This window comes from Streptomyces sp. NPDC018964, from assembly GCF_044390325.1.
GTDB lineage: Bacteria > Actinomycetota > Actinomycetes > Streptomycetales > Streptomycetaceae > Streptomyces.
Genome location: NZ_JBIRYZ010000012.1, coordinates 151,992 through 165,713, shown reverse-complemented (window position 1 = coordinate 165,713; position 13,722 = coordinate 151,992). Strand labels below are relative to the sequence as shown.

Annotated in this window: 13 protein-coding genes; 3 read left to right on the top strand and 10 right to left on the bottom strand. The window is 69.3% G+C overall.

Annotation, left to right across the window (positions count from 1 at the left end; translation table 11 throughout):
• Positions 1-127: 127 nt before the first annotated feature.
• The 6 genes from prcA to arc form a co-directional block, all read right to left on the bottom strand.
• Entirely contained in the window at positions 128-886 is a 759-nt protein-coding gene (prcA, locus tag ACH5AO_RS22085; RefSeq protein ID WP_398927154.1) for a proteasome subunit alpha, read from the bottom strand.
• 67 nt (positions 887-953) lie between these two features.
• On the bottom strand, positions 954-1,799 hold the full coding sequence (gene prcB / locus ACH5AO_RS22080; RefSeq protein WP_037872933.1) for a proteasome subunit beta: 846 nt from the start codon (positions 1,797-1,799) through the stop codon (positions 954-956).
• The gene (locus tag ACH5AO_RS22075) at positions 1,751-2,227 is read right to left on the bottom strand and encodes an endonuclease VII domain-containing protein (protein WP_398927152.1); all 477 of its coding nucleotides are present in this window, start codon (positions 2,225-2,227) and stop codon (positions 1,751-1,753) included. Before ACH5AO_RS22075 ends, prcB begins: the two co-directional genes overlap by 49 nt.
• 31 nt (positions 2,228-2,258) lie before the next feature.
• Positions 2,259-2,477: a ubiquitin-like protein Pup gene (locus ACH5AO_RS22070; protein ID WP_030825909.1), complete on the bottom strand. Its 219-nt coding sequence runs from the start codon at positions 2,475-2,477 to the stop codon at positions 2,259-2,261.
• Between the two features lie 178 nt (positions 2,478-2,655).
• On the bottom strand, positions 2,656-4,167 hold the full coding sequence (gene dop / locus ACH5AO_RS22065; protein WP_398927149.1) for a depupylase/deamidase Dop: 1,512 nt from the start codon (positions 4,165-4,167) through the stop codon (positions 2,656-2,658).
• Between the two features lie 231 nt (positions 4,168-4,398).
• On the bottom strand, positions 4,399-6,165 hold the full coding sequence (arc, locus tag ACH5AO_RS22060) for a proteasome ATPase (protein WP_398927147.1): 1,767 nt from the start codon (positions 6,163-6,165) through the stop codon (positions 4,399-4,401).
• Positions 6,166-6,410: 245 nt separating this feature from the next.
• Between arc and ACH5AO_RS22055 the strand changes: the two genes are divergently transcribed.
• A complete protein-coding gene (locus tag ACH5AO_RS22055) occupies positions 6,411-6,716 on the top strand; it encodes a ferredoxin (RefSeq protein ID WP_398927145.1) in 306 nt (101 codons plus the stop codon).
• Between the two features lie 90 nt (positions 6,717-6,806).
• Here the strand turns inward: ACH5AO_RS22055 and ACH5AO_RS22050 are convergent, their stop codons facing one another.
• The 3 genes from ACH5AO_RS22050 to ACH5AO_RS22040 all read right to left on the bottom strand — a co-directional run bounded on the left by ACH5AO_RS22050 (position 6,807) and on the right by ACH5AO_RS22040 (position 10,079).
• The gene (locus ACH5AO_RS22050) at positions 6,807-7,385 is read right to left on the bottom strand and encodes a hypothetical protein (RefSeq protein WP_398927143.1); all 579 of its coding nucleotides are present in this window, start codon (positions 7,383-7,385) and stop codon (positions 6,807-6,809) included.
• Positions 7,386-7,620: 235 nt separating this feature from the next.
• Positions 7,621-8,523 carry a tRNA (adenine-N1)-methyltransferase gene (locus ACH5AO_RS22045; protein ID WP_398927141.1) on the bottom strand — a complete coding sequence of 301 codons (903 nt, stop codon included), beginning with the start codon at positions 8,521-8,523 and terminating at the stop codon, positions 7,621-7,623.
• 59 nt (positions 8,524-8,582) lie between these two features.
• Complete coding sequence (locus ACH5AO_RS22040; protein WP_398927139.1) at positions 8,583-10,079, bottom strand: site-2 protease family protein; 1,497 nt, start codon at positions 10,077-10,079, stop codon at positions 8,583-8,585.
• Between the two features lie 318 nt (positions 10,080-10,397).
• On the opposite strand from ACH5AO_RS22040, the gene ACH5AO_RS22035 reads away from it, so the two are divergent.
• The gene (locus tag ACH5AO_RS22035; protein WP_398927137.1) at positions 10,398-11,324 is read left to right on the top strand and encodes a RecB family exonuclease; all 927 of its coding nucleotides are present in this window, start codon (positions 10,398-10,400) and stop codon (positions 11,322-11,324) included.
• A 14-nt stretch (positions 11,325-11,338) separates the two neighbouring features.
• Positions 11,339-12,010: a response regulator transcription factor gene (locus ACH5AO_RS22030; protein ID WP_187823384.1), complete on the top strand. Its 672-nt coding sequence runs from the start codon at positions 11,339-11,341 to the stop codon at positions 12,008-12,010.
• A gap of 73 nt (positions 12,011-12,083) precedes the next feature.
• Here the strand turns inward: ACH5AO_RS22030 and ACH5AO_RS22025 are convergent, their stop codons facing one another.
• Positions 12,084-13,667 carry an ABC transporter substrate-binding protein gene (locus ACH5AO_RS22025; RefSeq protein ID WP_398927135.1) on the bottom strand — a complete coding sequence of 528 codons (1,584 nt, stop codon included), beginning with the start codon at positions 13,665-13,667 and terminating at the stop codon, positions 12,084-12,086.
• Positions 13,668-13,722: the final 55 nt, after the last annotated feature.

Here is a 13,722-nt window from a genome sequence, read left to right as displayed (position 1 = left end):
CGGACCGAAAGCCGCACCGCGAGCATCCCGTCCACCGGACCGAACGCCGCACCGCAGGCGCCGCCCCAGCCCCACCGGACCGAAGCCGCGCCGCAGGCACCCCGCAGGCGTCAGACGCGCGCCCTCACTACTCGACGTCCCCGCCCGAGTCCGTCTCGGCCTCCGCCTCGGAGGCCGTCTCCGCACCGCCCGCCTCCAGCAGACGGGACAACTGACGCCCCCCGATCCGCTTGAACTTCCGCTTCTGCGGCCGCGTACGATCCAGCACCGCCACTTCCAGCCGCTCCGCGGGAATCTCCCGCTCACTGCCGTTGGTGTCCCGCGACAACGCCTGAATCGCCAGCCTCAGCGCCTCCGCCAGCGTCATCCCGTCCCGGTGCCGCTGATCCAGGTACCCGCTGATCTGCTCCGCGTTGCCCCCCACCGCCACCGAACCGTGCTCGTCCACGATGGACCCGTCGTGCGGCAACCGGTAGATCTGGTCGAACTCCGGGGTCTCCCCGACCTCGGCCACCACCAGCTCCACCTCGTACGGCTTCTCCCCCACACTCGAGAAGATCGTCCCCAGCGTCTGCGCGTACACGTTCGCCAGACCCCGGGCCGTCACATCGTCCCGGTCATAGGTGTAACCCCGCAGATCGGCATACCGCACGCCACCGATCCGCAGATTCTCGTACTCGTTGTACTTACCGGCCGCGGCGAACCCGATCCGGTCATAGATCTCGCTGAACTTGTGCAGCGCACGGGACGGGTTCTCACCGACGAACACGATCCCGTCGGCATACTGCAGCACCACAAGGCTGCGACCACGGGCGATCCCCTTCCGGGCATACTCCGCCCGGTCCGCCATCGCCTGCTGGGGTGAGACATAGAACGGCGTCGACACCGGTTATCCGTCCCTTTCTGTCGAAGTCACTGGACCACCAAACAACCGAACAACCCGCCCGCGCGACCTACAGCAACGAGGCCCGCGGACCGTCCGGCTGCTCCAGCCGCCGCTCCAGCACCGACCGGGCGATGCCGGACGCCTCGTCCTCGGTGAGCCGGCGGAAACCGTCCTCGGTGATCACGGTGACGATCGGATAGATCCGGCGGGCGACATCGGGACCACCGGTCGCCGAGTCGTCGTCTGCCGCGTCATACAGCGCCTGCACCACCAACGTGGTGGCCTCGGCCTCACTCAGGTCGTCCCGGAACAGCTTCTTCATCGCACCGCGCGCGAAGATCGAACCGGAACCCGTCGCGGCGTACCCCTGCTCCTCCGAACGCCCGCCCGTGACGTCGTAGGAGAAGATCCGCCCCTTCTCCCGGTCCACGTCGTACCCGGCGAACAGCGGAACCACGGCCAACCCCTGCATCGCCATGCCCAAATTCGAACGGATCATCGTCGACAGCCGGTTCGCCTTGCCCTCCAGCGACAGCTGCGCGCCCTCGACCTTCTCGAAGTGCTCCAGCTCCAGCTGGAACAGCTTCACCATCTCCACGGCGAGACCCGCCGTACCGGCGATCCCCACCGCCGAGTACTCGTCGGCCGGGAACACCTTCTCGATGTCCCGCTGCGCGATGACGTTCCCCATGGTGGCCCGCCGGTCACCGGCGAGCACGACCCCACCGGGGAACGTCACCGCCACGATCGTCGTCCCGTGCGGTGCCTCGATCACACCCTTCACGGGCGGCAACGACCTCTTGCCCGGCAGCAGCTCCGGCTGGTGCTCGGAGAGGAAGTCCATGAAGGAGGAGGATCCCGGCGTCAGGAAGGCAGCTGGTAGACGCCCGGTGCTACGAGTGTTGGCTTCCACGCGATTCCTTCCACGTATGCGGCAGCCCGCCTTATGGCATCGGGCCGATCCTTGAACTGCCCCAGCGCCGCGTTGCAGCTGAAGCACAGTACGCCACGGACCCTACCCGTCTCATGGCAGTGATCCACATGTGCGGCAGGCGCCGCCAGACATATACAGCAGACGCCTCCCTGGGAGGCGATCAACTCGTCACGCTCGGCTTCGGTGAGGCCGTACTGGCGCTTCAGATGACCCGCGCGCCCCTCGGCGGCTCGGCCAGCCTTGCAACGCGTCGACAACCCATCCGACGCGGTCGCATTGCGGTGCGACGCGCAGTCTCGACAGTGTGGCTGCAGGCCGTCCAGGTTTGACCGCTTGCGGGCGAAGGCTGCGCGCGGCTTGTCCTCACCACACCACGCGCAGCGCTTCAGATCCTCTTTCGATGCCAACTCCGAAGCCCCCCGGCCTTCGATTCGAAGGCTATTCGCCGCCCTTTTGAACAAATGAACGAACGAAGTCCTCGGCGTTAGCCTCCAAGACATCGTCGATCTCGTCCAGAACGTCGTCCACGTCCTCGCTCAGCTTTTCCTGACGCTCCTTGAGGTCCTCCGAAGCCTGCGCCTCAGCCGCCTGCTCCTCGACCTCCTCCGTGGACCGGGTGGCCTTCTGCTGTCCGCCGCCGGTGTCCTTGGTCGCCATCACCCTCACCCCGCTCGGTTCGCCCGACACACTTGCTCGGTCAAGATCAGACCCTACTCGCCGGGTCCGACAATGCCCCCGCAGTTGCTCCAACGTACGGGGACCATCTCGATGATTCCCGGACCCGGCGTTTTCCACCCTGTCCGGCCGGCCCTTCCCGGGTCTCCCCGGTACCCGCTCAGCTTCCCGACAACACCCTGACCAGGTCTTCTGCCGTACGGCAGCGGTCCAGGAGCTCCTTGACGTGATTACGCGTTCCGCGAAGCGGTTCCAGGGTTGGGACCCGCTGGAGCGAGTCCCGGCCCGGCAGATCGAAGATCACCGAGTCCCAGGAGGCCGCCGCGACGTCGTCCGCGTACTGCTCCAGACAGCGCCCGCGGAAGTACGCACGGGTGTCCTCCGGAGGCTTCGTACGAGCCCGCTCGACCTCTCCCTCGCTCAGCAGCCGCTTCATCCGTCCCCGGGCCACCAGACGGTTGTAGAGGCCCTTATCGGGTCGTACGTCGGCGTACTGCAGGTCCACCAGGTGCAGCCGGGCGGCGTCCCAGTCCAGGCCGTCCCTGCGCCGGTAGCCCTCCATGAGCTCCCGCTTGGCGACCCAGTCCAGCTCGCCGGCCAGGCTCATCGGGTCGTTCTCCAGCCGCGTGAGGGTGTCCTCCCAGCGGACCAGCACGTCCTTGGTCTGCTCGTCGGCATCGGCCCCGAAGCGTTCCTCCACGTACTTGCGGGCCAGCTCGTAGTACTCCATCTGGAGCTGCACCGCGGTCAGGGTCCGCCCGCTGCGCAGTGTGACCAGGCGCTTCAGGGACGGGTCGTGCGAGACCTGGTGCAGTGTCCGCACCGGCTGGTCCACGGCCAGGTCCACCGCGATGAACCCGTCCTCGATCATGGACAGGACCAGCGCCGTCGTGCCCAGCTTCAGGTACGTCGAGATCTCGGACAGGTTCGCGTCGCCGATGATCACGTGCAGCCGCCGGTACTTCTCGGCGTCGGCGTGCGGCTCGTCCCGGGTGTTGATGATCGGGCGCTTCAGCGTCGTCTCCAGGCCCACCTCGACCTCGAAGTAGTCCGCGCGCTGGCTGAGCTGGAAGCCGTGCTCGTGGCCGTCCTGGCCGATACCGACGCGGCCGGCGCCGGTGAAGACCTGGCGGGTGACGAAGAACGGCGTCAGGTGGCGCACGATGTCCGAGAAGGGGGTCTCCCGCTTCATCAGGTAGTTCTCGTGCGTGCCGTAGGAGGCGCCCTTGTTGTCGGTGTTGTTCTTGTAGAGGTGGATGGGCTGGGCGCCGGGGAGCTGTCCGGCGCGCTCCGCCGCCTCGGCCATGATCCGCTCGCCCGCCTTGTCCCAGAGGACGGCGTCGCGGGGGTTGGTGACCTCGGGGGCACTGTATTCCGGATGGGCGTGGTCCACGTAGAGCCGTGCGCCGTTGGTGAGGATGACGTTGGCCAGGCCGATGTCCTCGTCGGTGAGCTGGCTGGCGTCGGCGGCCTCACGGGCGAGGTCGAAGCCTCGCGCGTCCCGCAGCGGGTTCTCCTCCTCGAAGTCCCAGCGGGCCCGGCGGGCCCGGTGCATCGCCGCCGCGTAGGCGTTCACGATCTGGGACGAGGTGAGCATGGCATTGGCGTTGGGGTGGCCGGGGACGGAGATGCCGTACTCCGTCTCGATGCCCATTACTCGCCGTACGGTCATGCGGCCCTCCTTGCCCGGCGGCGTCCCCGGTCGGGGGCGCTGCTGTACCGCCGGCGCTCCGGTGCGTGTGCGGTGCCCGTCCCCGCACTGCGCGACTCGGCGGTACGGAAGAGCCTAGAACGCCTTTGCGCTGGTGGGGAGATCATTTGCGTCATTGCTGTGCTCCAGCCGTGGCCCGAAAAGCAGTCGGCTGCGGGTACCCGTCGAGGGCACCCGCAGCCGCCCTGGCTTTTACAGGTACTGACCGGTGTTCGCCACCGTGTCGATGGAGCGTCCGGTGTCCGCGCCCTGCTTTCCGGTGATGAGCGTACGGATGTACACGATCCGTTCGCCCTTCTTTCCGGAGATTCGGGCCCAGTCGTCGGGGTTGGTGGTGTTGGGCAGGTCCTCGTTCTCCTTGAACTCGTCCACGCATGCCTGGAGCAGGTGGGAGACGCGGAGGCCCTTCTGGTTCTTTTCCAGGAAGTCCTTGATCGCCATCTTCTTGGCGCGGCCCACGATGTTTTCGATCATGGCGCCGGAATTGAAGTCCTTGAAGTAGAGGACTTCCTTGTCGCCGTTGGCGTAGGTGACTTCCAGGAAGCGGTTCTCCTCGGATTCGGCGTACATCTGTTCCACGGCGGTCTGGATCATGCTCTGGACCGTCATGGCCTTGTCGCCACCGTGCTCGGCGAGGTCGTCGCCGTGCAGGGGGAGGCGTTCGGTGAGGTACTTGCCGAAGATGTCCTGGGCCGCTTCGGCGTCCGGACGCTCGATCTTGATCTTCACGTCCAGGCGGCCGGGCCGCAGGATGGCGGGGTCGATCATGTCCTCGCGATTGGAGGCACCGATGACGACCACGTTCTGCAGGCCTTCCACGCCGTCGATCTCGGCGAGCAGCTGGGGGACGATGGTGTTCTCCACGTCCGAGCTGACGCCGGAGCCGCGGGTGCGGAAGAGGGATTCCATCTCGTCGAAGAAGACGATGACGGGGGTGCCCTCGCTGGCCTTCTCCCGGGCTCGCTGGAAGACGAGGCGGATCTGCCGCTCGGTCTCGCCGACGTACTTGTTCAGCAGCTCGGGGCCCTTGATGTTGAGGAAGAAGCTCTTGCCGGCGGCCTGGCCGGTGACCTCGGCGACCTTCTTGGCCAGCGAGTTGGCGACGGCCTTGGCGATGAGGGTCTTTCCGCATCCGGGGGGCCCGTAGAGCAGCACGCCCTTGGGCGGCCGCAGTTCGTGCTCCTTAAACAGGTCCGGGTAGAGGTACGGCAGCTCGACCGCGTCGCGGATGGCCTCGATCTGGCCGCCGAGGCCGCCGATCTGCTCGTAGCCGATGTCGGGGACTTCCTCGAGGACGAGTTCTTCGACCTCGCTCTTGGGGACGACCTCGTAGACGTATCCGGAGCGGGGCTCCATGAGCAGGGCGTCGCCGGGGCGGATGGTGACGTCCAGCAGCGGCTCGGCGAGCCGCACCACCCGTTCCTCGTCGGTGTGCCCGAGCACCAGGGCCCGCTCGCCGTCCTCGAGGATCTCCTTGAGGGTGACGATGTCGCCGACGCGCTCGAATTCCATGGCCTCGACCACGTTGAGCGCTTCGTTGAGCATCACTTCCTGGCCGCGTCGGAGCTCGTCGAGCTCGACGCTGGGGCTGACGTTCACCCGCAGTTTGCGGCCGCCGGTGAAGATGTCGGCCGTGCCGTCCTCGTTCGCCGTGAGGAAGACCCCGAAGCCGGCCGGGGGCTGCGCGAGCCGGTCGACTTCCTCCTTGAGGGCCACGATCTGGTCGCGGGCCTCTCGGAGCGTTCCGGCGAGTCGTTCGTTCTGGGCGGACACGCCGGCCAGGTTGGTCTGCAGCTCGACGATCCGCTCTTCGAGAATCCTCGTGTGTCGCGGAGAGTCGGCGAGCTTGCGTCGCAGGACGGCGATCTCCTGCTCAAGGTAGGCAATCTGCCCTGCCGGGTCGTCGGACCCGCATCCTGGGCGGATGCCGCGGTTCATGTCGTCGTCGTGGGCTGCCACGGTCCTCACCTCCTCCAAGGGGAGCTGGACGCTTCCAGACCCTACCTGGGCGGGTGTCGATTGAAACCCCTAGATCACAAAGACGGTCGGGGTGTGTCCGATCTTCACCCTTGCGCTCTCCCTCACGCCAGGGGAATACCCATCGAAGACGATCGGAACCCAGGCGAAGGTAGGGTCGAAGTGTTCAACACCCGTCGGAGCTGGCCGGATTCCCGTTCGGTTCGACGCAGGAAACGGTAGGAGAGATGAGCGTGCAGCAGGAGGCCGGAGTCGGCGGCGAGGCCTTGGAGGTGTGGATCGACCAGGACCTGTGTACCGGTGACGGCATCTGTGCCCAGTACGCCCCCGACGTGTTCGAGCTGGACATCGACGGTCTGGCCTACGTGAAGAGCCCGCGGGACGAGTTGCTGCAGGACAGGGGGGCGGCAACGCCCGTGCCGCTGCCGCTCCTCGTGGACGTGGTCGACTCGGCGAAGGAGTGTCCGGGTGAGTGCATCCACGTCCGTCGGGTTTCGGACGGTGTCGAGGTGTACGGGCCGGACGCCGGGTGATCGATGTGACACGACGCGTCACCACTGTCTGATTTCTCACATTTCGGGGCGTGTGTGCCGGAGCGCGCCCGCGGCGCGCCCGTGCACGGGTCACACGCTCCTGGCACCGGACGGGGCGGACCGCACGAATGTGCCGTTCTCCCACCGCCACTTCACGCTCTCGCGTACGTCGGGGCAGCAACTGGGCACGTCGGCGGAGGAGTAGCCGAAGAGTCCGGCGGTGACCTCGCCGTCACGTACGGCGAAGTCTCCGACGTTGGTGCGGTCCTCGGGGTCGACGAGGGTGGCGACCACGCGTGGTGCGGTGCCGCCCGCGGCCCGGGTGAGGACGTACACGCCGTCGGGCGGGGTACCCATGGGGGTGTCGCAGTGGACCACGGCCACGGTCTCCGGGCGGCCGTCGCCGTCGAGGTCGCCGGACGCCTTCTTCTTCACCGCGAGCCCCACCCGGCCGCAGTCGAGGGGGAACTCGGCGGCCGCGGGGTCGGGCGGGGCGGTGTGCGCCGGGGCGCTCTTCGTCCGCGGTCCGGGCGTGGGGACGGCGGTGGCGGCGTCGGGCCCCACGACCGAGGAGAGGGCCACGACACCGGCGACGGCCGTGGCGGTGGCGACCCAGTGGATGGGCCGGGTGTGCGTGTGGGCGAGCTCCGGAACGGCGGAAGGCTGCACGAGGAGTGTCTCCTGTGAGGGCTGTGCCGGTGGGGGTGGCCAGCATCGTGCCACACGTCACAGTACGGGGGAACGGCGGGGTGTGCGGTTCCGGTGCGGGGGCGCCGGGAGGGGGTGCGTTCTCCGTGCCGCCGGTCGGATCGTCGGGTCAACGTGAAGGCGCCGTGGCGCAGTTCCCGGTTGTTGCCGGGAACTGCGCCACGGCGCCGGTCCGTTGTGGGGGTGGCGGTCCGCGTCAGCGGGTGGCGCCTCCGTCGGCGTTGGGGCCGGCGTAGTCCTCGCCGTAGGCGCCCTTGGCGGGGCGGCGGCGGCGCATGGGCGGCTCGACGCCGTCGGCGAGGCGGCGGGCGGTGAGGAGGAAGCCGGTGTGGCCGATCATCCGGTGGTCCGGGCGGACGGCCAGGCCCTCGATGTGCCAGTTGCGGATCATCGTCTCCCAGGAGGTCGGCTCGTTGAAGCAGCCGATCTCGCGGATGGACTCGACGGTCCGGGCGAGCTGGGTGGTGGTGGCGACGTAGCAGCAGAGGATGCCGCCGGGGACGAGTGCCTTGGAGACGGCCTCCAGGCACTCCCAGGGGGCGAGCATGTCGAGAATGACGCGGTCGACGTCGGTGTCGGACAGGTTGTCCTGGAGGTCGCCGACGGTGAGCTGCCAGGCGGGGTGCGGGCCGCCGAAGTAGCGCTCGACGTTCTGCCGGGCGATGTCGGCGAAGTCCTCGCGGCGCTCGTAGGAGTGCAGCATGCCCTGGTCGCCGATGGCGCGCAGCAGGAAGCTGCTGAGCGAGCCGGAGCCGACGCCGGCCTCGACGACGCGCGCGCCGGGGAAGATGTCGGCGAAGGCGAGGATCTGCCCCGCGTCCTTGGGGTAGACGACGGCTGCCCCGCGGGGCATGGACAGGACGTAGTCGGGGAGCAGGGGGCGCAGCGCGAGGTAGGCGACGTTCCCGGTGGTGCGGACAACGCTGCCCTCGGGAGCGCCGATCAGTTCGTCGTGGGGGAAGGAACCCTTGTGGGTGTGGAAGTTCTTCCCGGCCTCGAGCGTGAACGTGTAGTGGCGGCCCTTGGGGTCGGTCAGCTGAACCTGGTCCCCGACCTTGAAGGGCCCGCGCCTGCGGGCGGCACCGGTCGGTTCGGACATGTGAACAGCCTACCCGTCCCGGGAGGGGGTGCCGACCACGACCGGTGCGGGCGGGAGGGTCAGCTGGGCCGTGCCATCGCCTTCACGAAGGCGCGTTCGACGTCGGCGGCGGACAGGACGCCGTAGATCTCGCCGGTGTCCTCGACCACCAGGTACTCGGTGGCCGGGGTGGCGCGCAGGGCGTCCAGGAGGTCCTCTCCGGCGAGTTCGGCGGAGACGTGCATGCCGTCGGTGAGGTCCTGAGCGAGTCCGCCGACGGGTACCCAGGGCCGGCGGTGTTCGGGTACGCCGACGATGGCGGCCTCGCGGACCAGGGAGAGGGGGGCGCCGTCGGGGTCGACGACGACCAGGGCGCGGGCGCCGGCGGCGTTGGCCCGGCGCAGGGCCTCGGAGAGGGGGGTGTCGGTCTCGACGGGCACCGCGCGGCGGGTGAGGGTGCGGGCGCGCAGTTCGGGGAGGTGTTCGCGCAGCCGGGCCATGCGCAGGCTGTTGCCGGCGCCGGTCCAGATGATCGCGGCGAGGATGGCGGCGAGCAGGGCGTCCAGGACGGTGTCCATGCCCACGTTGTCCACGGCGTCGGAGCCGAGGGCGCCGGACTGGGTGAGCAGGGGGAGGCCGATCAGGACGGCGACGGCAAGGGCGCGGCCGACCCAGGCGGCGGCGATGGTGCCGGTCATGGGTGTGCCGCTGATCGCCCAGACGACGGCGCGGAGCATGCGGCCGCCGTCCAGGGGGAGGCCGGGCAGGAGGTTGAAGACGGCGACGATGAGGTTGGAGATCATCAGGCCGGCCAGCAGGACGCCGGGGACGCTGCTGGGGTCGACGGCCAGCAGCGCGAGGTAGAAGAGGCCGGACAGGACGAGGGAGAGCAGCGGGCCGACGAAGGCCAGCACGAACTCGCGTCCGGGGGTCTCGGCTTCCTTCTCGATCTCGGAGACGCCGCCGAAGAACTGGAGCTGGATGCGGCGCACCGGGAGTTTGAAGCGGAGTGCGGCGAGGGTGTGGGCGAGTTCGTGGACCAGTACGGAGGCGTAGAAGGCGACCGCGAAGAACAGGGAGACGAGGTAGCTGGCGGCGCCGAGCTCGGGCAGTACGCGGTCGATCTGTCCGCCGAACACCCAGGTGATGAGGATGGCGACGAGGAACCAGCTGGGTGCCACGTACACGGGTACGCCGAACGGGCGTCCCATCAGCAGCCCGCCCCGCTGTTTCTCCTGCGGCCGCTGCGGCGGTGTCTGTCCGGTACCGGAGTGCGCGAGCGGGCGTTTCCCGCCGGTGTCGTCGGCCCGCGGGGTGTTCCGCCGGTCGCGGGGCCCGTCCGTGGGGGCGGAGGGCTCGCCGGGTCCGGTGTCCGAGGTCCGGGGAGCCGGCTGGGTGGAGGCGGGGGTGCGGTCCTGGCCGGTGGCCGGGGGCGTGGGGGTGCCGTCGGGCCGGCCGGTGGCGGGCTCGTCCGCGGGGTGGCCGGGCTCGGGGGTGGCCGGGGGGTGAGGGCCCGTGTGGTCGGGCGACTCGTCGTTGCCGGGTCGCGGCTGTCCGCGCCCGCCGCTTACGTCCACCGGTGTCCCCTCGTTCGCTGCGTCTCCCGCGCCTGCCGGGCGGGAGGGTCTCGTGTCGATGGTATGCGGCCCGCGCCGCGCGTTCCGCCCCGGCACCCTGTCTCCTTCCCCTCCTTCCTCCTTCCCCTTCCTGCCCCGCCGTCACGCGCGGTGTCCGCGGGTGGTCCGGGGCCGCGTCGGAGGTGTCCGTCCGCGGGCCGGCGGGTGATCGGCCCGTCGGAGGGGCATGGGAGCGCTGGCGGTGGCGGACGGCGTTCCCGTCCTTTCCGTTCGGTCGGCGTGCGCGCTCTGTCGGTGGCGGGCCGTAAGGTCTGTGGCATGGAGACGAGCACCGAGGGCGAGGAGCGGACCGGCGGCAGCCCGGTCACCGTGGGCGTGCGAGCGGATGCGGCTGTCGTGCCGCCCTCCTCGTTGTCGCCTTCCCGTGCGAGTGACTTCATGCAGTGTCCGCTGCTGTACCGGTTCCGGGTCATCGACCGGCTGCCGGAGAAGCCGAGCGAGGCGGCGACCAGGGGCACGCTGGTGCACGCGGTGCTGGAGCGGCTCTTCGACGCCCCGGCCTCCGACCGTACCGCGCCCCGGGCGAAGTCGCTGGTCCCGGGGCAGTGGGACCGGTTGCGTGAGAGCAGGCCGGAGGTCATGGAGCTGTTCGCCGACGATCCGGGGGGTGAGCGGCTGGCGCGTTGGCTGGCGGAGGCGGAGCGGCTGGTCGAGCGGTGGTTCTCGCTGGAGGATCCGAGCCGGCTGGAGCCCGCCGAGCGGGAGCTGTTCGTCGAGGCGGAGCTGGATTCGGGGCTGAGGCTGCGCGGCATCATCGACCGGGTGGACGTCGCGCCCACCGGCGAGGTGCGGATCGTCGACTACAAGACGGGCAAGGCGCCCCGGCCGGAGTACGCCGAGGGTGCGCTGTTCCAGATGAAGTTCTACGCCCTGGTGGTGTGGCGGCTGAAGAAGGTGATCCCGCGCCGGCTCCAGCTGGTGTACCTCGGCAGTGGTGACGTGGTGACCTACGATCCCGTGCTCGCGGATCTGGAGCGGGTGGAGCGCAAGCTGCTCGCGCTGTGGGACGCTATCCGGCTGGCGACCGAGACGGGCGTCTGGCGTCCGCGTCCCACGAAGCTGTGCGGCTGGTGCGACCACCAGGCGCACTGTCCGGAGTTCGGCGGCACTCCCCCGCCGTACCCCCTGCCGGTGAGGGCGCCCGAGTCCGGCGGGGTCCAACAGGGCAGAATGGGGCCGGACTAGCGAAGGAGACTTACGTGGCCATCCGCGTCCTACTGGTCGACGACCAGCCGCTGCTGCGTACCGGGTTCCGGATGATTCTGGAGGCCGAGCAGGACATCGCGGTCGTCGGCGAGGCCGGGGACGGCCTCCAGGCCCTGGACCAGGTGCGGGCGCTGCAGCCCGATGTGGTGCTGATGGACATTCGCATGCCGCGGATGGACGGGGTGGAGGCGACCCGGCAGATCACCGGACCCGAGCGGGACGGACCGGCGAAGGTGCTGGTGCTGACGACGTTCGATCTCGACGAGTACGTGGTGGAGGCGTTGAAGGCGGGGGCCAGTGGCTTCCTGCTGAAGGACGCCCCGGCCAACGAGCTGGTGCAGGCGATCCGTGTGGTGGCCGCCGGGGAGGCGATGCTCGCGCCGAGCATCACGCGCCGGCTGCTGGACAAGTACGCCACGCATCTGCCGTCCGGTGACGAGCCGGTGCCGGACACGCTGCACACGCTGACCGAGCGTGAGGTCGAGGTGCTGAAGCTGGTGGCGCGCGGGCTGTCCAACGCGGAGATCGCCGCGGATCTGTTCGTCAGTGAGACCACCGTCAAGACGCATGTGGGGCACGTCCTGACCAAGCTGGGGCTGCGTGACCGGGTGCAGGCGGCGGTGTACGCCTATGAGAGCGGGCTGGTGCGCCCCGGCGCGCAGTAGCGCGGCAGTCGCGCGGTACGGCGAGGGCGCCCTTCCTGGCGGGGAGGGCGCCCTCGTCGTTAGGGGTACGGCGTCAGTTCTTGCTCAGTTCCCAGAACCGGAACACGGTCGAGGCGTCGAGGCAGTACTCCAGGCCGTACACGCCGTCCCGGACGACCGCGTACTGCTTGGCCTGCCAGAGCGGGAGGACGGGGATGTCCTCGGCGACGATGTCCTGGATCCGGCCGAACTCCTCGTCGGTGGCGGAGCGGTCGCTCTGGGCGGCCGTGCGCGGGAGGAGCGAGTCGGTGATCGGGCCGGCGTCGTAGTTGTTGTGCAGTACGTTGCCCTTGCCGAAGAAGGGGCCGGTGAAGTTGTCGGCGTCCGGGTAGTCGGGTATCCAGCCCTTGACGTGGACGCCGTACTTGCCGGCCGCGATGTCCTTCTCGTACTGGGCGAAGGGGACCGACTTGACGTCGGCGTCGAAGAGGCCGCTGGCGTCGAGCTGTCCGGCGATCGTCTTCAGTTCCTGGTCGGTGGCCGGGCCGTAGCGGGACGGGGTGGACCACAGGGTCAGCCTCACCTTGCCGGTGATGCCCTCCTCCTCCAGCGCGGCGGCGGCCTTGGCCTTGGAGGGGCGGGCGCCGTAGGTGTCGAAGAAGGCGGTGTTGTGGCCGCCGATGCCGGCCGGGACGATCGAGTACAGCGGGCTGGCCGTGCCCTGGTGGATGTCCCGGACGAGGGCGTCACGGTCGATCAGATGGGCGATGGCCCGGCGCACGCCGGGTTTCCCGGCGACCGGGTCGTCCATGTTGAAGACCAGGTACTGGGCCTCGGCGCTGCTGCCCTCGACGATCTCGATGCCGCCGGTGCCGTCGTCGGCCCGGTCGATGTCGTTGATGGCCTCGGCGGTGAGGCCGCGGTAGGCGATGTCGACCTGGGTGTCCTGTACGGCCTTCTTCAGGGCGTTCTGGTCGCCGTGGAAGAACTCCAGGGTCACGCCGGAGTTCTTGGTCTCGGCGCTGCCCCGGTAGTGCTCGTTGACGGAGAAGACGGCGCGGTCGTTGGCGAACGAGTCCAGCCGGTACGGGCCGGAGCCGACCGCCTCTCCGTCCTCGCGCAGTCCGTCGGCGTCGTACTCGCGGTGGTCGACGATGGCACCGGCGCCGGACGCGATCTTGCTGGGGAAGGTGGCGTCGGGTGTGTTGAGTTCGAAGACGACCGTCTTCTCGTCGGGGGTGCTGACCTTCTCCAGTGTGGGGAACATGATCGCCGGCCCGTCGGGGTCGTTGATCCTCAGCATGCGGTCGAAGGAGAACTTCACGTCCTTCGAGGTGAGCGGGTCACCGTTGCTGAACTTCAGTCCGTCCCGCAGGGTGCAGCGGTAGACGGTGGTGCCGGTGTCCGCGAAGCCGCAGCTCTCGGCGGCGTCCGGCTGCGGCTCGGTGGCTCCCTTGGGGAAGCCGAGCAGCGACTGGAAGACGTTGTTGAACAGCAGCCAGGAGCCGGGGTCGTAGCCGGAGGCGGGGTCGGTGGCCAGGATGTCCTCGGACATCCCCACCACGACGCCGGAGCCGTCGGCCCCCGTGTCGCCGCTCTCGGCGCCACAACCGGTCAACAGGCCGGAGGCCAGCCCCGCCACGATGGGCAGGACTGGCCACGGGTTACGCAAATTCACGTGCTGTGCCTTGTCGTTCTTGCTGCCCGGACCGCGTCGGCGGTCCGGGGTCGTG

What these genes read in the sequence shown, in the direction of transcription:
- ACH5AO_RS22070 (WP_030825909.1), bottom strand. Translation starts at nt 2,477, where the DNA reads ATGGCGACCAAGGACACCGGCGGCGGACAGCAGAAGGCCACCCGGTCC.
- dop (WP_398927149.1), bottom strand. Translation starts at nt 4,167, where the DNA reads ATGACCGTACGGCGAGTAATGGGCATCGAGACGGAGTACGGCATCTCC.
- ACH5AO_RS22055 (WP_398927145.1), top strand. Translation starts at nt 6,411, where the DNA reads ATGAGCGTGCAGCAGGAGGCCGGAGTCGGCGGCGAGGCCTTGGAGGTG.
- ACH5AO_RS22035 (WP_398927137.1), top strand. Translation starts at nt 10,398, where the DNA reads ATGGAGACGAGCACCGAGGGCGAGGAGCGGACCGGCGGCAGCCCGGTC.
- ACH5AO_RS22045 (WP_398927141.1), bottom strand. Translation starts at nt 8,523, where the DNA reads ATGTCCGAACCGACCGGTGCCGCCCGCAGGCGCGGGCCCTTCAAGGTC.